Source organism: Rheinheimera sp. (assembly GCF_030690345.1).
In the GTDB taxonomy this organism is placed as follows: Bacteria; Pseudomonadota; Gammaproteobacteria; order Enterobacterales; family Alteromonadaceae; genus Alishewanella.
On the sequence record NZ_JAUYGV010000001.1, the window covers coordinates 707,192 to 728,952 of the forward strand.

Genomic DNA, 21,761 nt, shown 5'->3' on the forward strand with positions numbered 1-21,761 from the left:
GGCAAATTATTATTGTTATCATCGCGTTTGGCCGAATGTAGCAGCGCGCTTGCTTACTGTCACGGGAAAATCACTCGCTTCTCTGACCAATCAAGGTCTTACTGCGCCAGCGCCGGGCTTTTTCTACCACGGTATGGTTTACCGTTTTACGGCTTTTCTTTGGAAATACCACCACCGGGCGCGAAATAAGCAGGTTGTTCGGATACACCACTAACTCGTTATCTTTAGTGCGCAATACCGTGCTGAACAAGTTAATTTCAATAATACGACCTTCGAGAAAGTTACCGCCGTCGACTACCCGCACTTCCATGCCCTCGGCAAAGGCCTTTTGCCCCAGCAGAATAAAAAACGCGGTAATATTACTAAGCAGGCTCCAGGCGGCAAATAACGCCACCCCCACTACCGCAATCATTGATGAGGCCAATACCAGTAAACCGCGGATATCGACGCCCCAGACAATGCTCAGTACCACTATCAACAACAGTGCCAATATAATGTGGAACACCACCAGGGCCCGCTTGTTCATCTCGGCTTTTAGCTGGCTGGCGGCAATAAAGCGGTATAACACAGGAGCAATACGCCGGCTGATAATAAAGTACAGAATAACCACTGATACAGTGATAATCAGTTGCACTGTGGTGGGGCTGAAATGTTGCATCAGCTGCTGTGAATACTGAAAAAATGACAAAATCAGGCTCTCATAAAGATGCGGGTTAATCCAGGTCGTTCAGCGGCCAGCGCACAATAAAATCTTCAAAATCGTCCAGGTTAACCTGGTGCTCCGAGATGGTTTTATTGCGTACTGACATTTGCTTTTTATGCATCAGACTTTTTTTACCGCCGTTTAACAGCGGATGCCAGTGCGGCAAGCCGCGGCCTTCGTGCAAACGCCGGTAAGCACAACTGGTTGGCATAAAGAAAATGTCTTTCAGGTTTTGTTTGGTCAGTGCAATGCAATCCGGCACCAGCACAGTACGCTGTGTATATTCGGTGCATTCACACTTGTGGCTGTTTAAGTAACGACAGGCAATATTGGTGTAATGCACCTGTTCATCCTGGTGCAGCACTGCCGTTGGGCCTTCATCTTCGTCATCATCAATAAACTTGTTCAGGCAGCATTTGGCGCAGCCATCACACAAGGCTTCCCACTCTTCTGTGTTCATTTCATCAAGCGTTTTGGTTTCCCAATAGCGTTCTGCTAAAGCCATGCTTAATTTACCTTGCTGTTTACTGTAAAAACATCAGCCAGTTGTAACTGCAACTGATCCCCGCTTTGCAGCGGCCCCACGCCGGCGGGTGTGCCGGTAAGCACGATATCCCCGGGTAACAGGGTAAAATGCTGGCTCATTTCACTGATCAACTGGCTGATACCACGGATCATATTGGCGGTATTGCCCTGTTGGCGCAACTGCGAATTAACCGTTAAACGAAACTCTAACTGCTGCGGATGCTGCAGCAGCGCTTTGTCGACAAAGCCGGCCACCGGACAGGCACCGTCAAAGCCTTTGGCAATTTCCCACGGCCGGCCCAGCTGTTTTAGCTGTGCCTGTACATCACGAAGCGTCAGATCCAGCGCTAAACTGTAACCCCAGATAGCATCGTTTACACTGGCAAAGTCAGCCTGGCGTAACGGCTTGGCAATCAGCACTGCCAGTTCGGTTTCGTTGTGTACCGCACCCTGCCCCTGCGGCAAGCTGAAGCCCGGCGAAAAATGACACAGCGCGGTCGAGGGCTTGATAAAAAACAGCGCCTGCGGTGCCGTTTTGCTTTGCATCTCCGCAATATGATCCTGATAGTTCTGTCCGATGCACAGCACCTTGCCAACCGGCAGCGCTATGGGTTCTCCAGCAACAGTAAGATGTTGATATGTCATGTTGTTATTCCGCCGCTACGATTAAATCGGCCAGGTAGCCGACACTGGTAACAAAGTAATAAGACCGGTTCCAATGCATCAGCACTTTGTAGTTGTCGTAAGCTAAAAAGGCGCGGCCATCTTCACCATCCGGCAGCACTAAAGCAGCCGTAATGTCGCGCACCGGCAGCGCGGTTTTATTTAACCGCTGTAAGCCCAGTTGCTGCCAATCGGCCAGGCTGCGCTCCGACGCTGCCCAGCGCTGCAGCCATTCGCCACGCTGTAAACTACCGCGGGCAATAGCATGTGTTATGTCAAAATTGTCCGGCAGTATTACTTCCCGGCCCCAGGTTTTACTGTTATCCCAGCCTTGCTGTTTTAAATAATTGGCAATAGAGGCAAATACATCGGCCTGATTGGTCCAGATATCTTTTTTGCCATCGCCGTCACCGTCCTGCGCATAGGCCATAAAAGAGCTGGGCATAAACTGGCTTTGCCCCATAGCGCCGGCCCACGAGCCTTTCATCTGTTCCAGGCTGATATGGCCCTGGGCTAAAATATCCAGTGCCTGGTAAAATTCTTGTTTAAAAAAGCTTTCGCGCCGGCCGTCATAGGCAAGGGTTACCAGGGCAGACGGCACAGAATAGGTGCCCATAAAGTTACCGAAACTGCTCTCCAGCCCCCACAGCGCAACAATAAAGCGCGCTTGCACACCGTATTGCGCGGCAATTTTTTCCAGCTGCGGTAAATACTGCTGATAACGCTCACGTGCCATTCTGATGCGGGTTTCACTTACCCGTTTGGGTAAGTAAGTACTGAGGGTTTCCACTACTTCGGGCTGGCTTTTATCGGCGGCGACAATACGCTCGTGATAGGTCAGCGAGGCAAACACCGGTTCGATTAACTCCGGCTTATAGCCTTTGCTCAGCGCTTCCTGCTTTAGTGTGGCAACGTAATCAGAGAATTCAGGCTTATTGTCGGCGGCAAAAACGGAGACACTGAAGACAGCCGCGATGGTAATACAGATAACAGATTTAATCATAATAAGGACCCGTTAGGTAAATGAATTTATTGCTGATGTTGCGCCTTATGCTGTGCCAGCATATCCTGCGGTGGCGGTGGCAACTGCAGGTAATAGCCCTGCTGCTGCAACAGCAGCCGTACCTTATCGATATCTGCCAGCGCCAATTGTTCCCGCGCGGCTAAATTAAGTACAGTAACCAGTTGCGGCACACCAAAGGTGGTTAGCAAGGTTGCCGGTACCTTGCTGAAGTCATCACGCCGTTCAACATAAAGATAGGTACTGTCCTTGTTCGGACTTCTGTAAACTGCACACAGCATCGAATAAAACCACGCCTCAACCTTGCTTAACGAAGGTCTAAACTATAACATGAAGCCCAGGTATTGCGTACCGGCAAACAAGCGGCAACGCAAATAAAAGCGCGGCCTGGCAAGCAATAGGTCAAAGCCCGCGACAGATAATTATAAGTGCGCACAGAACAGTTATGTCAGATCAGACTTTGGAACTAAAAGGCAGTTTATTTCCTTTATCGGTACTCTCCTGCGCCGATCTCAGCGTTAACGCCCTACGCAGTGCTTTAAGCCAGAAACTGGCTCAGGCACCGGCCTTTTTCTATCAGGCGCCTATAGTGCTCAATGTAGCCGAATGCCGGCAAACACCCGACTTTACTGCGATAAAACAACTGTTTACTGAGTTAAACCTGGTATTGGTTGGGGTGTGTGGCGCCGGCGCAGAGTTAAAGCAACACGCCCAGCAAGCCGGCTTAGCCGCTTTGCAATTGGGTAAAGACAGCAAAACAGCCGCCAAAGCCAGCGCTGCGGTGCCAAGCGGCAACGCAGAAACGGTGAACGTGTCGATGGACGCAAAAATTGTTGAGCAAACCGTGCGCTCCGGCCAGCAACTGTATGCCAAAGGCACCGACTTAATTGTCAAAGGTACCGTAGGTGCCGGTGCTGAAGTGATCGCCGATGGCAACATTCATATTTACGGCACCTTGCGTGGCAAAGCCATTGCCGGTGCAGCCGGCGATCGCAGTAAACGTATTTTTTGTTACAACTTGCAGGCCGAACTGGTGTCTATTGCCGGTAACTATTGGCTTAGCGAAAGCCTGCAGGGTGAATTTTGGGGTAAATCGGCTTGTATCAAATTACAGGACGATCAACTGGTATTAGCAGAATTAGGGTAAGGATTTCACTATGGCAAAAATCATAGTTGTAACGTCAGGAAAGGGCGGCGTGGGTAAAACCACTTCCAGTGCAGCTATCGGTACCGGCCTGGCATTAAAAGGCCATAAAACGGTAATTATCGATTTTGACATTGGTCTGCGTAATTTAGACCTGATTATGGGTTGTGAGCGCCGCGTAGTGTACGACTTCGTTAATGTAATTAACGGCGAAGCCAATTTAAAACAGACGCTTATTAAAGATAAACGCACCGACAACCTGTTTATTTTACCGGCGTCGCAAACACGCGATAAAGATGCCTTAAGCAAGGCCGGGGTAGAAAAGGTACTGAACGAGCTGGCAAAAGATTTCGACTTTATTTTATGTGACTCGCCGGCCGGCATTGAAGCCGGTGCCATGATGGCGCTGTATTTTGCCGATGAAGCCGTAGTAGTTACCAATCCGGAAGTGTCATCCGTACGCGATTCAGACCGCATTCTGGGCATGTTAGCCAGTAAGTCACGCCGTGCCGAGCAAGGCCTGGATGCAATAAAAGAGCACTTGCTGTTAACCCGCTACAACCCCGAGCGGGTAGAAAAAGGCGAGATGCTCAGCGTTGAAGACGTAAAAGAAATTCTGTCGATTGACCTGTTGGGCGTTATTCCGGAGTCGCAAGCCGTGCTTAATGCGTCGAACTCCGGTCAGCCGGTTATTCTTGATAGCGAAAGTGATGCCGGTCAGGCATACCTGGATACCGTCGAGCGCTTACTGGGTGAAAAAGTGCCGTTCCGCTTTTTAACAGTGGAGAAAAAGGGCCTGTTAAAACGGATTTTCGGAGGATAAGGGATGTCATTACTGGATTATTTTCGTTCAACCAAGAAAAGCACGGCCAACACGGCCAAAGAGCGCTTACAAATCATCGTCGCGCACGAGCGCAGACGGCGTAACAGCCCGGATTATCTGCCGCAGCTGGAGCGCGATATCTTAGAAGTGATCCGCAAATACGTGGATATTTCGCCGGAAGATATTGCCGTAACGTTAGAACAGCGCGACGATCAGTTATCCGTGCTGGAGCTGAATGTCACCTTTCCGGATGAAAAGCGCTAAGCTTAGCCAACAAACCCGCGCCAGCGGGTTTGTTATTTTCAGCCTCAGGCAAAGAACTTAAACACAAAACTATGCATCAATTTATATTTTCAGCACTTTACAGTGTTGGCATCTTAATGGTGATGTTATTTGCCACAGCAGTGTCGACCAAGCTGACACCATTAACCCCGGCAACGCCACTCTGGTACCTTGTTGGTGCATTTTTGTTAGTGATGTATAGCTACTGGCAATACAGCAGTTGGGGCTTGCGCCGGTTTCAACGCTTTAACATAGTGCGGCTACATCAGTGGGTTCAGTGGTTATCTGGACTTGCGGCGGTTGTTTTTGGCACCCTTGCCTTGATAACAGCAATATTGATGCAGCGGGCTGCTACTTACACTGCTGAACAGATCTTAGAGGCGCTTTATCCGTTCTTATTGTTTTTGGCAATGTGCTTAGCCATCGTTAGCGTCGGCCGGTTAAGGCGTTGAATCAATGGGGTCAGTGAATCAATGACTCTGACCCTATTGATGACCATAAGCAACTTTGAAATCCTCACTCTGAAAAATGCTCCAGCCGAACATACCAAAAGAAATTAAACCCGCCATTGCGAAAAAAATTAAGGCTCTTACTCTTAAACTATTTTTTAACATATATAAAAAACCTGCCATACCTATTCCCCATGTCAGTATACCGTGACAAAACGTTTCAATAGTTGTACCAATAACTACACATATAGCCATTATCTCTACTTGTTCTAATGTTCATGTCTGGATATATCTTTTTTATATAAACAAATGATTTAGATAAAGAATAGCTTTCTGGCCCGTTGATTACATTCATCCGTGATTGGTCGAGTACAAACCATTCTTGTTTATAACGAACTAGTTGACCAGAATACACAGAACCAGATTGACCTGCGTCGGGCGCTGCGACAACAGACTCCCAGCCATTTTGTTCCGCATGCAACAACTCACCGGCAACACCGGCTTTTTTAAGTTCGTCTTTAATTTTGCTGAATATTTGGCTTCTTTCGTTCCTCGTGCCATAGGGTAATGTCTGACAGCTGGCACTTGGATAGCGCACTTCCAGAAACCAGGCTGCTCTCTCATGTTCAGCTCCCTCTCGTTGGGCGCCATATAACTGGCGAGTCCCCACCTGATATTTATTCTTTAATTCCGGCCAGGCATCTGCAAATGCGTGAAATGGCATGTTGCTTTTACCATCCGGCATCTGGTTCTTTTCATGTAAAAACTGTTCAGTATTTTGCCAATACTCTGATGTTAATTTGGTAGAAACCTGGCTAAAGGGACTGCCGCTAAAGTCATAACGGGTGCAGGCACCCAACTGGTCGCGTGGCGTTTGATTGAGGACTTCCAACATGGCGTGGCACATTTCAGTGTCTCTGTTTAGATCCACTCTGAATGTTGGTAGTGGTTCAGACTGCCCATTTAACTCGGCGATCCGCTCAATGTATACCTTGGTTAAACATTCAACACTACTGCAGCGGTTACGAACCTTTGATATCCAGCGCTGCTGCAATTTGTCCATAGTTACCAGACAGTCTTTGATACAAGGAGCATCGGCCCGTTTTTCAATTGCATGATTGAACTGCCAAAAAGTATTCAAGCTGTTATTGTGATATGCCACTGCCAGCTGCTTATCCAAAAGCTGCAAAGTATCGTCAGAGCAAATAATTACTTCGGCCTTATTAGCTGGCTTGGTGCAATTCAGCTCTGACATAAATTTGTTTAGATTGATCACATCAACTCGTCGTTGCTTTTGCTCGCTGCTAACTTGCCAATAAGCCACTGCAGCGGCCGCTGCACCACTTATCAGCACTACAATGCCAACAGCCACTTTCCAGTTAAATTTCATATAAACACCTACCCTTAGAAAATGCGTTGCTCATCGCTCCCTCCCCCCTTCATCCACCGCTTTTATCACCGGTGATAATAAAAACTCAATAATCCGCCGCTGGCTGTTCTCATACCCACCAGCATCAAAATGTAATCAAAGAAAAATAAAATTAATAGTTATACCAATAGCTACATATTTCAGAGCCTTCCCAACCATAATTCACTTCAGGAGCTTTAGGCACAATGAAAAGTAAAATTCTTTCTTTATGACTACTAGAAATAATATTAAGCATGCCACTTTGATTTAGAACTACATAATTATCATCAATAAAAAGTAGCTGCCCAGATCGAACTGGGTTATACGCACCGTCTTTCTGTAAGTAAACTGTGCTCAACCAACCATACTGCTTGGCAGAAGAATATTTTTCATTATCATTAAAAAACCTCCATTTTCTGGAATTTTCAACTAAAGAAGTTTTTCGTTCTTCTTCATTATTACCAACTAACGTCATACACTTGCTATCCGCTTCACTGTACTGAAGCAACAGCTCTTCTTCACCATCGCTATCGATGTCAATTTTTTTGCTGAGTATTTTTTTCAAGTCAGTTTGGTATTGAGGCTCTATATCTTCTTGCCAATATTGGTCAAATGACCTTCTTTCGAATTTTCTAAAGCTGAAAAGGTATTCCTCAAATTGCATTTGCGATTTCTGACTTGCTTTATTTATTACAGGGACAATCGGCGTACCGGTAAAATCATGTTCTGTACAGGCACCTAGACGTTGCCGTGGTGTACGGTTTAAAACTTCCAGCATCGCGTCACACATTTCAGGTCTGCGGTTGGTGCTTAAGCGAAAGTTTGGCAACGGCTCTGGCTGGCCGTTTATCTGTGCAATGCGGCTTTTATAAGCTGCCACCAGGCAATCAGCTGTTTTACATTGATCCCGGCGATCAGCCGCCCACTGTCGTTGCGCTGCTTCAATCCGCTGTTGGCACTTTTCAGGTTGTTGCTTTATACAGCCGTGCTGTATTTCCTGCTCCGGGTTAATGGCAAATTTTGCGGTGTGCAGTTGCCAGCGTAAATCATTGTGATAAGCAACCGCTAACTCTGCATCCAGCTGCTTTAAACTGTCATCTGCACAGATCAGTTTTTCTGCGTCAGTTAAAGCATTGCTGCAATCCACCTCGGGCGTAAACGCAGGCGCTTCAATTACCGGGCGGCGTTTTGCTGTAGGCACTTTATCTTGCTGCCAGTAAGTAACCGCACCACCCGCCAAAGCAGCCAGCAGTAAAAACCCTACAGCTACTTTCCAGTTAAACTTCATCTAAACCTCTGCGTTGTTTAAGCACTGAACACCTCATCGCTCCCTTACCCCTTCATCCACCGCTTTAATCACCGGTGATAATAAAAGCTCTACAATCCGCCGCTGGCTTTTTTCATGTCAGCCAGAACCAAAATAGAATCACAGCGAAATAAAATAACTAACAAATTTTTATTTAATTTTGATCTGACCCTACAACTATGAACCCTGCAATTTTATACTTAGATTCTAGCTCTAGAACCTCAGCACTGACATCTGAAAAGCACCCTAATCTATCGAAACTCGCCATATAACTAATCCCTTAAATTAACAAAGAAAAACACTAAATAAATAAACGAAAAAAAAGCAAAATGAACATATGTTCTATTTTCAATGGAGCTGACAGCATCAACTAACAACGTTAAATCATTTTCATAGTAACTGTAGTCACCAAAATAAATCACATAATTACTTTCAAAAAACACGAACCGCCTTACCTCAACATGGCAGATGGTATGAAGTTGATCATTTACAATGTAGTCATCATTTTTCCAAATTGCATAAGGAGCACTTTTACTCAGATTAAAAGAATCAGCTGAAAATCTCTCACCAGACTCAACGAGATAAAACCAATTTGATGCGCTCCTTTTTGAACCAAAAGAGTCAACTCGACCCAACTCGCATCGAACATCTTCCGGACCGACAAAATATTTTGAATAATTCAAAAATACATCAACCAGGATGGCTAACAAAAAAAATAAATTAACAACCAAACGTAAAGCTTTTGAATTTCTCATAGACACCATCATAAAATTTCAATAGTTATACCAATAACCACAAGTCAGCTTTCGCCCTGAAATTGAATAACTACCTTCATCCAAATTCAATTTAAGTAATTTAACTAAGTACTTTGAAACATATCTTTCCGGGCTATGCATAAGTTCCATTCCTTCCTGGTTAAGTACATACCACTCGTCGTTAAATCGAAGTAACTGACCTTTATGCAGCACGCCGTTATATCCAGCCGCCGGTGCTGCAATAACAGACATCCAACCGTATTTTTCTGCATGCTGCAGCTCACCTGTTGCATCCAAGGTATTAAACTGATTATCACGCTCTGCACGCGCAAGATGTCTCTCGTCATAAGAGCCATAGGGCTGGGTTTGGCATCTCTGGCTGGGGAAGCTAACTTCCTGCAACCAAGCGACTTTATCCTTATTAACGTCCTGATATTGAACCCCATACAAGCGCCGTAACCCTGTTTGATAGCGTTGTTCCATTGATGTCCAGTACTGTGGATATGGCTCTTGTTTACTAGTTTTTTTATGATAAAAGCGTTCAAATTCTTGCCAATGTTCGGCTGTCAATCGTGTGGTAACAGGAGTAAAAGGCGTATTGCTAAAATCATAGTGCGCGCAAGCACCTAACTGTTCTCGCGGGGTGCGATTAAGTATTTCGAGCATGGCATCACAAACAGCAGGCTCTATACTTACCCCCAACCTGAAAGATGCCAGCGGCTCAGACTGACCATTAAGCTCGCTGATCCGAGCGCGATAGGCCTTAGTTAAACATTTAACTGTGTCGCAACGGTCGTGCTTTCGGGTTACCCAGCGCTGCTGCCGTTTTTCCAGATCTCTTAAACAGGTTCTGATATTGCTTTTTTTACATACATCATCGTAATTACCGGCAGATGCTTGGGTAAAACGCCATAAACTGTCGTTGGCATAAGCCACGGTCAATTCTTTGTCTAACGCAGTCAATGCCTTATCAGAGCATACTATTGTGTCAACTTTGGATGCAGAGTCGGTGCAGTTCAGCTCCAAATTGAAATCAGGCAAATAGAACTCTGCATTCGTATCAGCTGCTTTTTGGTTGGTCATATACAGATATAGCCATCCGGCCAGAACTGCATTGACAGGCAAAGCAAGGCCTACAGCCACCTTCCAGTTAAATTTCATTTAAACTCCCGCATTGTGTAAGCACCGAACACCTCATCGCTCCCTTACCCCTTTATCCACCGCTTTAATCACCGGTGATAATAAAAATTCAATAACCCGCCGCTGGCCGACTTTAATCCCACCATCACCAAAATAGAATCAAAACAAATAAATACATTTTATTGAATTTATTAAATATCTAACAAACAAAACCCGCATAATGCGGGCCTGTTGTTATAAATAATTGAATATTTCGCGCTTTATTTTACTTCAACTTGCTGCACAGGCAGCTGCAGATGGTTTTTCAAAAACACATCCATCGCTTTAAACGTTTGCAGCCGGTGACTGTTGGTACTGAGATAATGATCACCGTCTTCCAGCTCAATATACTGCACGTTTTTATCATGTTTGCTAAGTGCACGGTACATAGCGCTGCTTTGCTTTACCGGCACACTGCGATCTTTAGTGCCATGCACCAGCAATACCGGCACTTGTATTTTGGCGGCATGAGTTAGCGGTGAGCGCTGCTCTAACAGATCGAAATCATCCCCCAACTGCTTTTTCACAATCTCGTAATTGGTAAAATTACGATGCGATTTTACCAATGCTTCTACGTCAGTTACGCCGGCAAAACTGACTACACACTTATACAGCTCAGGTGTTTTTACTGCGCCCATCAGTGCAGCATAGCCACCATAACTGGCTCCGACGATACAGATACGGCCGGGGTCCGCTACACCTTGCTTAATTAACCAGCGGGTACCGTCTTCCACATCGTCCTGCATTTGTAAGCCCCAGCCCTGCAAGCCCATTTGCATAAAGTCGAAGCCATAGCCGTGCGAGCCGCGAAAATTCATTTGCAGCACAGCATAGCCACGGTTAGCAAAAAACTGCGTCCAGTAATCAAAGCCTTCGTCATCAAAGCTGATTGGGCCGCCATGCGGAAAGATAATGGTCGGTAGGCTACCCTGCTTATAACCCAGCGGCGTGGTCAAATAACCTTCTATGCTCAGGCCATCGCGGGCCTGATATTGAATTTTCTGCTTCGCTACCATTTGCTCCGGATCGAGTTGGCTGAATTTATCCAGTAAAAAAGTCATCGACTTGTCTTTACGATCACCTAACAGATAGCTACCGGGGCGGGTGGCGCTGCTTGATTCAATAATGTAGCGGTTTTGATCATGGCTCATGCTGACGATATGGTTGTCCGCATCAGGCAAAGCCGCATCTACTGCCTTTTGAAACGCCTGATAGTCGCTGTCAACATACTCTTCGCCTATGGCAATAACCTTGTTTTCTTGCCAGGAGTAGCTGATGTCGGCCGGCACATCATAGTTTTCATCGGCTTTAACCAGTTGCAGCGTCGGTTGCTGTGCCGATAAATCGGTTTTAAAAATGGCTAACCGGCCTTCGTGATAGGCTGATACGTACAGAATATTCGGATCGGCATCAAAGCCTATTGGCCAGACTTCCTGCCCGGAGAACAGCTCAAACTGCCATAAGGTGCGAAACTCCTTAGTGTCGAGCAATTTTTCCTGCACCTCGTAACGGGTGTCATCACGCAACAGGGCAATGCGCGGCCGGTGCTGGCGGTCGGCCACCCAGTCATACACGTCTTTACGGGCATGCGCCACCATTTCATGCAGCTCGCCATTCAGGTTCACTTTTATTACGCTGGTGCCGGTGCCATAGCTAAAGCCGTCTAACGCCAGTAAAAAATTGTGTTCATCGGCCGGCATTAAATCGACAATATTCGATTGAAACTGCGGTGTGCGCACCAGCTTACGCTGCAACTGACCATTAATAACACTACGGTTTTTACCGGTTTCAATATCTATTACCATCAGCCGGGTTTCAGTAACCGGGGTGCCGTAACGGTGCGAAGCATAAGCAGCACGCATCAGTAGCTGCCTGTTGTTGGCCCAGATCACCGAATAGATCGTCAGGTCGCGGCTATCAGCCTTAACCAAAAATTTCTGCTCGCCGGTTTGCAGATCAAACAGCTTCACCAACACCAGCTGATCTTTCTCAGTATCGACGGTTTGGATCATCGACAACTTGGTACCATCCGGTGACAGTTTAAGCTTATCTACAGTGGGGGCGCTGGCAAAGGCCTCTACCGGCAGTTCTGCGGCTGTGGGCTGAATAGCGGCTTGAGCTGCAACCTGTAGCGGCAATATGGCTGCTATAACCAGCAGACGTAAAGAGAACAACTTCATGCTTAACGTTCCTGTTATCATTATTTTTTTTCAGCTGCAAAGTAGCAAAATGCTTGCACGCTGGCAAAATATTTCACAGAGTTGAACGCAACATTTCGTCGCATAAACAAAGCCCGCTAAATGCGGGCTTTAACCAGGTTACAGGACCTTAGCTGTCACCATGATTTTGCTGTTGTGGTGCAGCGTTAGAGCACACCAAAATCATCCATCAGGATCAGGCCAATCATAGTGGCGTCTAAGTTTGCGCCGTCGCGGGCAATAGCGGTGTAAATACTATTGGCGGCCAATTCTACCGGGGCTTCTATTGCTGCCGTTTTACTGCCGGTTGGTGTAACGGTAACCACATAGTCGCCGGCAGCTAAAGGCACATAACCGGTTTCGGCTTTAAAGGCTACATCAGCAAAGGCAGGGCTTGCTTCGGCAATATCACCATCGGCGGTAACATAAATATCGACATTACCGGCCAGTGTAGAGCCATGTACAATGCGCACTTTAGCCTCAGTAGCTACACGGCGTGGCATATCTGTCAGAACCAAAGGCTCTACTGTATCCTCGCCCAGAGACCCTACAGCCAATACGCTGTAAAATGCGCCGGCATCTAATGTCAGATCCGCATCTATTACCACTACACTGTTGTCTGCATCAGCTGCCACTTTCACATTATAAGTCGCGTCAGCGACTTCAACGTAGTCAGTAAAATCAGGGAACGCCAGCGCATCGACCAACGTAATGGCATCATCGACAATAACGTCCACTGCCGGGGCGTCAGACACATTGTGTACCACCCGCACAGATGCCGTAGCAGCGGCGTCAAGAATAGCCAATTCGCTGCCATCCTGTCCCACGGCAAGTAAAGACACCGGTGAGTCGCCGGAATACTGGCTGTCTACTGCAGCAACTACCAGATCAGTGCCTGCAGTGCTTAAATCCAGGGTACCGCTGTCGAATACTACAGTTTCATTATCAGGCAAGGTGATGCGTACCCGATACTCAGCCGGGTCAAGCTCCAGCGGATCGGTAAAGTCTTTAAACGAGAAGGTTACTGCCGGGGTGCCAAGTTCTGCCTCAGGCGGGGTAACATGCACACTGACTTCAGGTGCAGTAGAGGCGGCGTGTACTACCTGTAAACGGATTTTACCGTCAGCGACATCGTTTACTGTGCCGGGCACTACCAGCGGTTCTAAAGTTTCTTCTGCCACTTTACCCACGGCAAATACGGTGTAACGCACGGCTTCTGCCAACGCCAGGTCCAGCGGACCAATGACAGTGGCACTGCTGTCGCCCGGTAACAATGCATCCACCGCTATGCTGTAAGTGGCCGGAGGCAGGGATAGCACTTCAGAAGCTTCGCCAAAGGCCAGGCCTTCGATAACCGCATCGTCGTTGGCCAGTACATTAACATCAGGCGCATCTATCGCTGTATGCACCACCTGCACTGTGGCATCGACCACCGGCGGCGGAGGTGGTGGTGTTGGCAACGGATCTGAATCAGAGTCAAGAAAACAGCCTGTCAAAGACAGCGACAATACTGCAGGCAAAGCAAAGATTTTTATTCCTTTCATTGTTGTAACCCTTCAGTTATGAATTGCTGAAGTGTTACGCAATGGCTTTTTATCACGATCAACCAAAATAAATGGCAAATATCGAATAAAACTGTCGGAAAATTATACTGATCTACCTGCAACTAACAGACGTTAATACTTGGTTTAACTATTTTATATGGGCCGGTTTTGGCAAATACGGCAGCAGACGGCTTTGCCGCCAGCCCTGCAAATACTCCGGCAACGGCAATAACTGCCGCTCGTGGTCTGCTACACGCCAGCACCAGTTTAAATACTCATTTAACTGGCGTTTCACCGAGATAAATTCGGCCGGAATGCCCTGCTCTGCTGCGGCACGTTTTATCGCCTGAGTTAGTTGCACTACAGTTTCTTTATGACCGGCAAACTGCTGTTCGTGGTAAAACCGTTGCGGGCACTGTGCCTGTGGCAAGTCTTTGGCCTGAGCAATAATTTCCACCAGGGTTTTAGCGTGACGGCGTAACTCGCGCGGTGGCATGCCGGGAATATTCAGTAAGCTCTCAGCCGTCGACGGCCGGCGCTTAGCCAGCTCAATCAGCTGAATATCTTTTAATATCAAGCCCAATGCCAGGTCGCGTTCCATGGCATAACGTTGGCGCCAGGCGGTCAGCTCACGCAGTATCGCCAGCTCCCGCGGGGTAAGTTGCCAGCTGTTTTTAATTTCCAGGTACTTAAATTCCAGCGGCAGTTGCTGCTCTTTACGCCGGGTTAACTGCTCGCCCTCTTGTAGCAACAACTGTTGCTGCGCTGCGCTCATCTGCGCGGTAAACTTTTCGTACAACGGAAATAAAAAGTGCACATCGTTAGCGGCATAAGTCAGCTGAGTGTCTGATAAAGGCCGCGCTAACCAATCGGTACGCGATTCACTTTTATCCAGTATCTCGCCGGTGAGTTGTTCTACCAGCCTGGCATAGCCCATGCTGCTGCCCCACCCCAGTAACTCGGCGGCCAGTTGGGTATCAAACAACGGCGTTATTTGGCTGATACCAATGGTGGCCAGGGCTTCAAGATCTTCACTACAGGAATGCAGCAACTTAATAATGCCGGTATCCGCAAATAAGCGATTCAGCGGTTGCCAGTCAGTAATGCGCAGTGGATCAACCAGCGCCAGTGCCTGGCCGTCAAACAGTTGGATCAAGCCCAGCTTGGGATACAGTGTACTTTGGCGGATAAACTCGGTGTCTACTGCCAATACGTTATGGTTTGCGGCTTGCTGACAGTAAGTGGCCAATGCCTCGTTATCAGTAATTAACGGAATCATGCGTTACCTGTTGTGTCTTATGAAAACAAAAGCCGGCTTCAGGGCCGGCTTTTGTTGTAAAGCGTATTAACCACGAAGCTCTCGCCGTAAAATTTTACCGACATTGGTTTTCGGTAATTCTGTACGGAATTCTACCTGCTTAGGCACTTTATAGCCCGTTAAATGTTGCCGGCAGTGTTGGATCACTTCCTGCTCAGTTAAACTGGCGTCTTTTTTCACAATAAAGAGTTTAACTGCTTCGCCGGTGGCTTCGTTTGGCACGCCCACAGCTGCAACTTCAAGCACCTTATCGCTCATTGCGACCACTTCTTCAATTTCGTTCGGATAGACGTTGAAGCCGGAAACTAAAATCATGTCTTTCTTACGATCGACAATATAAAAGAAGCCTTCTTCGTCCATACGGGCGATATCACCGGTATACAACCAGCCGTCTTTAAGCACTTTTTCCGTTTCTTCCGGCCGGTTTAAATAACCCAGCATCACCTGCGGGCCTTTTACCAGCATTTCACCCGGCTCTCCGGCAGCAACGTCGTTGCCTTCTTCATCAACCAGACGGATATCGGTAGAGGGTGCCGGCAAGCCAATGCTGCCATTAAAACTGGTTAAATCATAAGGGCTTACCGTTACCAGTGGGCAGCATTCTGTTAAACCGTAACCTTCCATCAAGCGGGTGCCGGTTACTTTCTGCCAGCGCTCTGCTACCGGCCGTTGTACCGCCATACCACCACCGATAGAGGCTTTGAGGCCGCTGAAGTTTAACTCAGCAAAACCCGGGGTATTTAATAAGCCGTTGTACAGCGTGTTGACACCGGTAAAGATAGTAAAGTGAAACTTCTGCAGCTCTTTAACAAAGCCTTTCATGTCCCGCGGATTAGTGATCAGCAGGTTGGTTGCGCCATACTTAAAGAAGGTGAAGAAATTCGCCGTTAAAGCAAAGATATGGTAAAGCGGCAGTGCAGTAATCACCCGCTCAGCACCTTTTTCCAGCAAATTGTCCAAACAACCACTGACTTGTTCCAGGTTACCCACCATATTACGGTGCGTTAACATGGCGCCTTTTGATACGCCGGTTGTACCGCCGGTATACTGCAAAAATGCAATGTCTGAGCCTTGCATAGCCGGCTTGTTGTATTTTAATGTTACGCCTTTTTCCAGCGCACTGTTAAAGCGTACAAACTTTGTCAGCTTATAGGCCGGCACCAGCTTTTTAATATGCTTAACCACTAAATTGACGATAGTACCTTTAAGTACACCTAAGCGATCGCCCATAGTGGTCAGGATCACGTGATCCAATTTCACCTTGCTTTCGATTGCACTTAGCGTATGCGCAAAGTTCTCTACAATAACAATGGCTTTGGCTTGGGAATCATTTAACTGATGCTCCAGCTCGCGCGGTGTATACAGTGGATTTACATTTACTACCACGCAGCCGGCGCGCAATATGCCCATTAACGCAATGGGGTATTGCAGCAAGTTAGGCATCATAATGGCAACGGCATCGCCTTTTTTCAGCCCCAACTGTGTTTGCAGATAAGCAGCAAAAGCAGTGCTTTGCTGATCCAACTCACGGTAACTGATGCTTTTACCCATATTGATAAAAGCGGTTTTGTCCGGATACTGAGCAATGCTTTGTTCAAAAATATCTAATAATGACGGGTAATGATCGGCATTAATTTCTGCGGGTACGCCTGACGGGTAACGTTTTAACCAAACTCTATCCACCGTCCTCTCCTTTTGTCTAAGGTTATTATTGTATAGATATAAAACCACCCACACGCAATCTGTCGTTGCGCTTTAATTACAAGAGTGGCTTTATTGGAGTTTTTACTCTAACAGCTAATCATCCCACAATTACAGGCGTTGCACAATTAGCCCTGCTATTCCTTCGGCTTGACGAACTTTAATGTCATACGATCGCTTTCACCAATAGCGAGGAATTCAGCTTTGTTATACTGCCCCATTGCCAGGGTCGGAGGCAAGGCATAAACACCTTTCGGATAATTTTTCGTATCGGCGGGATTGGCATTAATTTCGCTGCTGGCAACCAGTTCAAAACCGGCCAGTTGGGCGGCCTGGATAACATAAGACTCATCCAGATAACCATCTACTGCTGAACTGGAAATATCCGACAAGCGTGCTGCGCGGTGCTCTACCATACCTAAGATGCCACCGGGCTTTAGTGCCTGAAAAAGGCTTTGCAAGGTGCCGAACAAATTGCCGTCTTCGTTCCAGATATGGGCATTACGAAATGTCAGCACCATATCAAACTGTTCGTCCTGTGGCGGCGACAACAGCGGCGGGTCCAACTCAACCATTGCCACCTCGCCAAAGTAGTTTGCCTGTTCAGCAATACGTTCAGCCAGCTTTTGGCTAACCCGCGCCCAGAAAATACTGCGCTCATCTTTTAACGAGCCGTCGTTGTGACGAAATTGCGCTACCGTCAGCTTGCCCTGCTCTTTAACAAAAGGCGCCAGAATTTCGGTATACCAGCCATGGCCGGGCCAAATCTCCAGCACCGACATATCGGGGGTCAGGCCAAAAAATTGCAGCGTTTCTACCGGATTACGATATTGATTGCGTTGTTTATGCGCTTTGCTGCGTTGTGGTGCGTCGGCCAACTGCGTTAGCTTTTCAGTATAATTTGTGCCTTGCGCAGCCAGTGAGCCCGCTAAAGTAACGCAAAGAAAAGCTAACGGGTACAACACTGTCTTTCTTGTAATTTTTATCGACATAAACAACACCTTGGTTTTGTTGGCACTTTGCAAGTTGCAAAGCTTGAACGAAAAAACTGTACAAAATATGCACATAAGAGTCACAGGATTTAATACAGTTCATTTTGTATTAAGGGTTCAGCGACATTTTTATGCTGAAAGTAAACCTTTGGCCACAGAAAACCAGATAACCGTCGACATCTTTTTGCCATCTTGCCGCTATAAAGTACACTAGCTCACAAGAACATCAAGCTGTTATAAGGTAAAGCCCTATGCGTAAATCCCTGCTCACGCTGACACTGTTACTCACGCCTGCTTTGGCGTCTGCTGCTCCGAAAAACATTATTTATATGATTGGTGATGGCATGGGCCCGGCTTATCTGGCCGGCTACCGTTATTTCAGTGATGATAAAAACACAGCTGAAGTGGAAAACACCATTTTTGACGAGCTGTGGCTGGGCATGGCCAGCACCTACCCTGACGATGATACCTACGTTACCGATTCAGCTGCAGGTGCGACAGCGCTGGCCACCGGCTTTAAAAGCTACAATGGTGCTATTGCGGTAAACCGCCAGCATATTCCTATCGGCACCATGATGCAGCTGGCAAAAAAGTTGGGCAAAGCCAACGGTATTGTTGCCAGCTCTCAGGTTAACCATGCCACGCCGGCGTCTTTTTTAGCCCATAATAAAAGCCGGCGTAATTACAACGAAATCGCTGATATGTATCTGGATTACCGCATCGAAGGTAAAACCGTTGCCGACATTATTTTAGGCGGCGGCACCAAGTATTTTATCCGTGATGACCGCAATCTGGTTAATGAGTTTAAACAACTGGGTTTTCAGTACACCGACAGTTGGCAACAACTAAATACCCTAACCAAAACCCCGGCATTAGCGCTGTTGGCGGAAACCGCTTTACCGGCAGTATTAAACAGCAGCCAGGATAAGCAATTGGCCACCCTGACAGAAAAAGCGCTGCAACTGTTAACACCGGCTGAAAAAGGCTTTGTGCTGATGGTAGAAGGCAGCCAGATAGACTGGTGTGGCCATGATAACGACATCGCCTGTGCCATGGCAGAAATGGACGACTTTGCCAAAGCCATCGCCGTGGCTAAAACTTATGTTGATAAACACCCGGATACTATTTTGGTAATTACCGCCGATCATGAAACCGGCGGTATGTCATTGGGGGCAGCCGGCGAATACCAGTGGTTGCCGGATGTAGTGCGTAACGTAAGCGCTACCGGCCGCAGTATTGCAGAGCAGCTGAAAAAAGCAGATTCTGATAACGCCGCTTTGGCACTGTGGGCAAAGCTGACGTCTATCAGTTTAACGGCAGAAGAGCAGCAGGCGCTGCTGGCAGCCAGAACACAGGAAGAAACCGCACTGCGTAAGCTGTCCAATCAACTGGTGGCAAAATATTCCTACACCGGTTGGACGACAGGCGGCCACACGGCTACCGATGTCGCTGTACTGGCCTATGGCAAAGATGCAAAAGACTTTATCGGCTTTCAGGATAATACTCAGATTGCGAAAAAGCTGATCCAATATATTCAGCAAACTAAATAGTGTTACTGCGCCGCTATTAACTGGCGGCGCAATTTAGGTGCGCTGGTATCAGGGTGCAGCCAGATATCAAAAAAAGCCGTGCCAAAAGCAGTATCTTCCAATACACCGGTTTCAGTGCCGTTTAAATAAAACTTAACACTGCCATCATCTTGCAACAGCGCAGCCAGCGTATCGCCTTCCTGCACATCCTGCCACAAGCTTTGTAACTGCTGCGCCCACTGCTGTTGCTGTGCTTTACTGCTGTGCCCCAGTTTTTGCCACTCATCTACCGTGGCATCAATAAACTGCTGTTTACTGATATCGCGTTTGTAGGTTAGCTCCAGCAGCAAAGGCGCGCTTTGCTGGTAGTCAGCAAACTGGCCGCTTTGCGTGGCTAAACGGGCATCATACAACTGCCAGAACATATAACGGTACGAGCCTTCGCCAACCGTTGTCAGCTCCGGCACCGCCGCGGCATTAAACCCAACGCCACCGGCTAAGCCCAACAGCAATAACAGACTATACGGCTTTAACATACCACCTCCTGCTTTGGCCAAGCGCTATAGCAATAAGCGCCCAGACCACAATTAACACTACTGCAGAGTACAGCTGCAACGGAAACTGCAATGCTTCACCGCTAAGCGCTGCCCCGCCCCAGTAAGATAAAGGCCCGCCACTGGCACCCAATATGGCCGCCAGCCAGGGTTTGGTGAGTACTTTGGCCATAAATTCCACTGCAGCCAGCGCAAACACCGCCCACAACAGCACAAACCAAAACGGCAGCAATGCATTGCCGCTAAATTGTATAACATTCAGCTGCAGCAACAGCGTGTCTATGCCGACACCTGCCGGCAATATCAGCAATACCGCAATGCGTCCCGCCTGGTCCAGCTGCCATAAGCCATAAGCAAAATAGGCTAACACCGGTAGCACCGCCCATTGCTGAAAATACACCAGCGCAAACCAACACAGCTCAAAACCAACCAACGCACGCCAGTTAAAACCTTTAGCGCCCGCCATTATTGCTTCATCCTTTTGGCTACATTGTTGCGCAAATCATAGGGTAGCAATGACAACAGCTTTAACAGCAGGCTTAACCGGCGCGGAAAGCGGATACGGCTTTTCCCCTGTGTTAAACCGGTATAAATACGGCTGGCTGCCTGCGCTACCGGCACTAAAAATGGCATAGCGAAATCGTTTTTTTGTGTCAGCGGCGTATCGACAAACCCCGGCTCAATTAAGCTGATACTAATACCACTGTCAGCTAAATCTACCCGCAAACTATCAACAAAATAGCTGACGGCGGCCTTGCTGGCACCATAGGCTTCGCTGCGGGTAAAAGGAAAAAAGTGTGCCATAGAGCTGACGATTGCCAGCTGTGGCGTTAATGAGGCCTTTAGCAGCGGCATAAAGTATTTGGTGGCGGCCACCACAGCATGAAAATTAATGGCAAAGGTGCGTTCAAACGCCGCCAGATCAAGATTGTCCGCATCCACATATTCGCAGGTGCCGGCATTAAGCAGCACCAAATCCAGCACTACACCATCTTCGTTTAATTGCTGCGCAATACGCTGTAGTGCGGTGTTGTCGGTAAGATCCAGCGGCAAAGCACGGATGCCGGGCTTTTGCTCCAATTCGTGCAGTTTATCGGCCGAGCGCGCCACCGCATAGACTATCCAACCGTTGGCGGCGTAATGCAGGGCTAATTCGCGGCCGATGCCGGAGCTGGCACCGGTAATTAAACAAGTAGAAGTCATAACCGTCTCAAAACAAGTAAGTACTGTTAAGACTACGGCAAGAGCAGAGAGTTGGATTTATTCAGGCGTAAAGATCAACACCCAGCATGGCCTGTACTTCGCTGCGCCGCTGTTCGTTGGCCTGGCTTTGGTAGGCATCTATGGCTTGTTGGCTGCGCCTGTCATTGGCAGAGCTGAAGTTTGCTTGCCGGCGACGCTCATCATCCAGCTGGCTTATCACCTCATTGCTGGCACGTACACCACGGCCTTGCGGTAATTCGGTAGTCGTTTCATTGCGCGGCAGCGCGCGGCGAGGCTCATTACCGGCAAATACGCTGCTAATGTTGGTGGAAGCATTCAGGCTCTGATTAACGTTTAACGTCATAGCATCATCACTTAAGCAAACTGGCTTAATTATAACCAGAAAGCATTATTAACCAAGTTATTTTATACCCTAACCAGTTGGAGCTGCAGCCAACACCGCT

At 47.6% G+C, this 21,761-nt stretch carries 23 protein-coding genes; 4 read left to right on the forward strand and 19 right to left on the reverse strand.

Annotation, left to right across the window (positions count from 1 at the left end):
• Window positions 1-70: 70 nt before the first annotated feature.
• From Q8O77_RS03350 to Q8O77_RS03370, 5 genes are read right to left on the reverse strand one after another with little or no spacing between them, the layout of a single operon-like run.
• Entirely contained in the window at window positions 71-658 is a 588-nt protein-coding gene (locus Q8O77_RS03350; protein ID WP_305551454.1) for a mechanosensitive ion channel domain-containing protein, read from the reverse strand.
• A gap of 55 nt (window positions 659-713) precedes the next feature.
• Window positions 714-1,208 carry a YcgN family cysteine cluster protein gene (locus Q8O77_RS03355; protein WP_305551455.1) on the reverse strand — a complete coding sequence of 165 codons (495 nt, stop codon included), beginning with the start codon at window positions 1,206-1,208 and terminating at the stop codon, window positions 714-716.
• Between the two features lie 2 nt (window positions 1,209-1,210).
• Window positions 1,211-1,873, reverse strand: coding sequence for a fumarylacetoacetate hydrolase family protein (locus Q8O77_RS03360; protein WP_305551456.1), 663 nt, complete (start codon window positions 1,871-1,873; stop codon window positions 1,211-1,213).
• A gap of 4 nt (window positions 1,874-1,877) precedes the next feature.
• Window positions 1,878-2,894: a lytic transglycosylase domain-containing protein gene (locus tag Q8O77_RS03365; RefSeq protein ID WP_305551457.1), complete on the reverse strand. Its 1,017-nt coding sequence runs from the start codon at window positions 2,892-2,894 to the stop codon at window positions 1,878-1,880.
• A 26-nt stretch (window positions 2,895-2,920) separates the two neighbouring features.
• On the reverse strand, window positions 2,921-3,193 hold the full coding sequence (locus Q8O77_RS03370) for a YcgL domain-containing protein (protein WP_305551458.1): 273 nt from the start codon (window positions 3,191-3,193) through the stop codon (window positions 2,921-2,923).
• A gap of 164 nt (window positions 3,194-3,357) precedes the next feature.
• Here Q8O77_RS03370 and minC point away from each other — a divergent pair, with 164 nt between their 5' ends.
• The 3 genes from minC to minE are packed head-to-tail and all read left to right on the forward strand — an operon-like array spanning window position 3,358 to window position 5,143.
• On the forward strand, window positions 3,358-4,059 hold the full coding sequence (gene minC, locus Q8O77_RS03375; RefSeq protein ID WP_305551459.1) for a septum site-determining protein MinC: 702 nt from the start codon (window positions 3,358-3,360) through the stop codon (window positions 4,057-4,059).
• Between the two features lie 10 nt (window positions 4,060-4,069).
• Window positions 4,070-4,879 carry a septum site-determining protein MinD gene (minD, locus tag Q8O77_RS03380; RefSeq protein WP_305551460.1) on the forward strand — a complete coding sequence of 270 codons (810 nt, stop codon included), beginning with the start codon at window positions 4,070-4,072 and terminating at the stop codon, window positions 4,877-4,879.
• A gap of 3 nt (window positions 4,880-4,882) precedes the next feature.
• Window positions 4,883-5,143, forward strand: coding sequence for a cell division topological specificity factor MinE (gene minE, locus Q8O77_RS03385; RefSeq protein WP_305551461.1), 261 nt, complete (start codon window positions 4,883-4,885; stop codon window positions 5,141-5,143).
• A 503-nt stretch (window positions 5,144-5,646) separates the two neighbouring features.
• On the opposite strand, the gene Q8O77_RS03390 is transcribed toward minE, so the two are convergent.
• The 10 genes from Q8O77_RS03390 to Q8O77_RS03435 form a co-directional block, all read right to left on the reverse strand.
• A complete protein-coding gene (locus Q8O77_RS03390) occupies window positions 5,647-5,793 on the reverse strand; it encodes a hypothetical protein (RefSeq protein ID WP_305551462.1) in 147 nt (48 codons plus the stop codon).
• 37 nt (window positions 5,794-5,830) lie between these two features.
• A complete protein-coding gene (locus Q8O77_RS03395; protein WP_305551463.1) occupies window positions 5,831-7,000 on the reverse strand; it encodes a lysozyme inhibitor LprI family protein in 1,170 nt (389 codons plus the stop codon).
• 151 nt (window positions 7,001-7,151) lie between these two features.
• The gene (locus Q8O77_RS03400) at window positions 7,152-8,306 is read right to left on the reverse strand and encodes a lysozyme inhibitor LprI family protein (protein WP_305551464.1); all 1,155 of its coding nucleotides are present in this window, start codon (window positions 8,304-8,306) and stop codon (window positions 7,152-7,154) included.
• Between the two features lie 290 nt (window positions 8,307-8,596).
• Window positions 8,597-9,079: a hypothetical protein gene (locus Q8O77_RS03405; protein ID WP_305551465.1), complete on the reverse strand. Its 483-nt coding sequence runs from the start codon at window positions 9,077-9,079 to the stop codon at window positions 8,597-8,599.
• 18 nt (window positions 9,080-9,097) lie between these two features.
• Window positions 9,098-10,240, reverse strand: coding sequence for a lysozyme inhibitor LprI family protein (locus tag Q8O77_RS03410; protein ID WP_305551466.1), 1,143 nt, complete (start codon window positions 10,238-10,240; stop codon window positions 9,098-9,100).
• Between the two features lie 239 nt (window positions 10,241-10,479).
• A complete protein-coding gene (locus Q8O77_RS03415; protein WP_305551467.1) occupies window positions 10,480-12,438 on the reverse strand; it encodes a S9 family peptidase in 1,959 nt (652 codons plus the stop codon).
• A 185-nt stretch (window positions 12,439-12,623) separates the two neighbouring features.
• Window positions 12,624-14,000 (reverse strand): DUF4397 domain-containing protein, encoded by a 1,377-nt coding sequence (locus tag Q8O77_RS03420; RefSeq protein WP_305551468.1) that lies wholly within the window; start codon window positions 13,998-14,000, stop codon window positions 12,624-12,626.
• Between the two features lie 148 nt (window positions 14,001-14,148).
• A complete protein-coding gene (rnd, locus tag Q8O77_RS03425; RefSeq protein ID WP_305551469.1) occupies window positions 14,149-15,279 on the reverse strand; it encodes a ribonuclease D in 1,131 nt (376 codons plus the stop codon).
• A gap of 66 nt (window positions 15,280-15,345) precedes the next feature.
• Entirely contained in the window at window positions 15,346-17,001 is a 1,656-nt protein-coding gene (gene fadD / locus Q8O77_RS03430; protein WP_305551470.1) for a long-chain-fatty-acid--CoA ligase FadD, read from the reverse strand.
• Between the two features lie 155 nt (window positions 17,002-17,156).
• Complete coding sequence (locus Q8O77_RS03435; protein WP_305551471.1) at window positions 17,157-18,011, reverse strand: class I SAM-dependent methyltransferase; 855 nt, start codon at window positions 18,009-18,011, stop codon at window positions 17,157-17,159.
• 251 nt (window positions 18,012-18,262) lie between these two features.
• Here Q8O77_RS03435 and Q8O77_RS03440 point away from each other — a divergent pair, with 251 nt between their 5' ends.
• The gene (locus Q8O77_RS03440; protein WP_305551472.1) at window positions 18,263-19,561 is read left to right on the forward strand and encodes an alkaline phosphatase; all 1,299 of its coding nucleotides are present in this window, start codon (window positions 18,263-18,265) and stop codon (window positions 19,559-19,561) included.
• A 2-nt stretch (window positions 19,562-19,563) separates the two neighbouring features.
• On the opposite strand, the gene Q8O77_RS03445 is transcribed toward Q8O77_RS03440, so the two are convergent.
• The 4 genes from Q8O77_RS03445 to Q8O77_RS03460 form a co-directional block, all read right to left on the reverse strand.
• Window positions 19,564-20,076: a chalcone isomerase family protein gene (locus tag Q8O77_RS03445; RefSeq protein WP_305551473.1), complete on the reverse strand. Its 513-nt coding sequence runs from the start codon at window positions 20,074-20,076 to the stop codon at window positions 19,564-19,566.
• The gene (locus Q8O77_RS03450; protein WP_305551474.1) at window positions 20,060-20,560 is read right to left on the reverse strand and encodes a DUF2878 domain-containing protein; all 501 of its coding nucleotides are present in this window, start codon (window positions 20,558-20,560) and stop codon (window positions 20,060-20,062) included. The genes Q8O77_RS03445 and Q8O77_RS03450 overlap by 17 nt, the downstream gene beginning before the upstream one ends.
• Complete coding sequence (locus Q8O77_RS03455) at window positions 20,560-21,297, reverse strand: SDR family oxidoreductase (RefSeq protein WP_305551475.1); 738 nt, start codon at window positions 21,295-21,297, stop codon at window positions 20,560-20,562. Before Q8O77_RS03455 ends, Q8O77_RS03450 begins: the two co-directional genes overlap by 1 nt.
• 61 nt (window positions 21,298-21,358) lie before the next feature.
• Window positions 21,359-21,661 (reverse strand): hypothetical protein, encoded by a 303-nt coding sequence (locus tag Q8O77_RS03460; RefSeq protein ID WP_305551476.1) that lies wholly within the window; start codon window positions 21,659-21,661, stop codon window positions 21,359-21,361.
• Window positions 21,662-21,761: the final 100 nt, after the last annotated feature.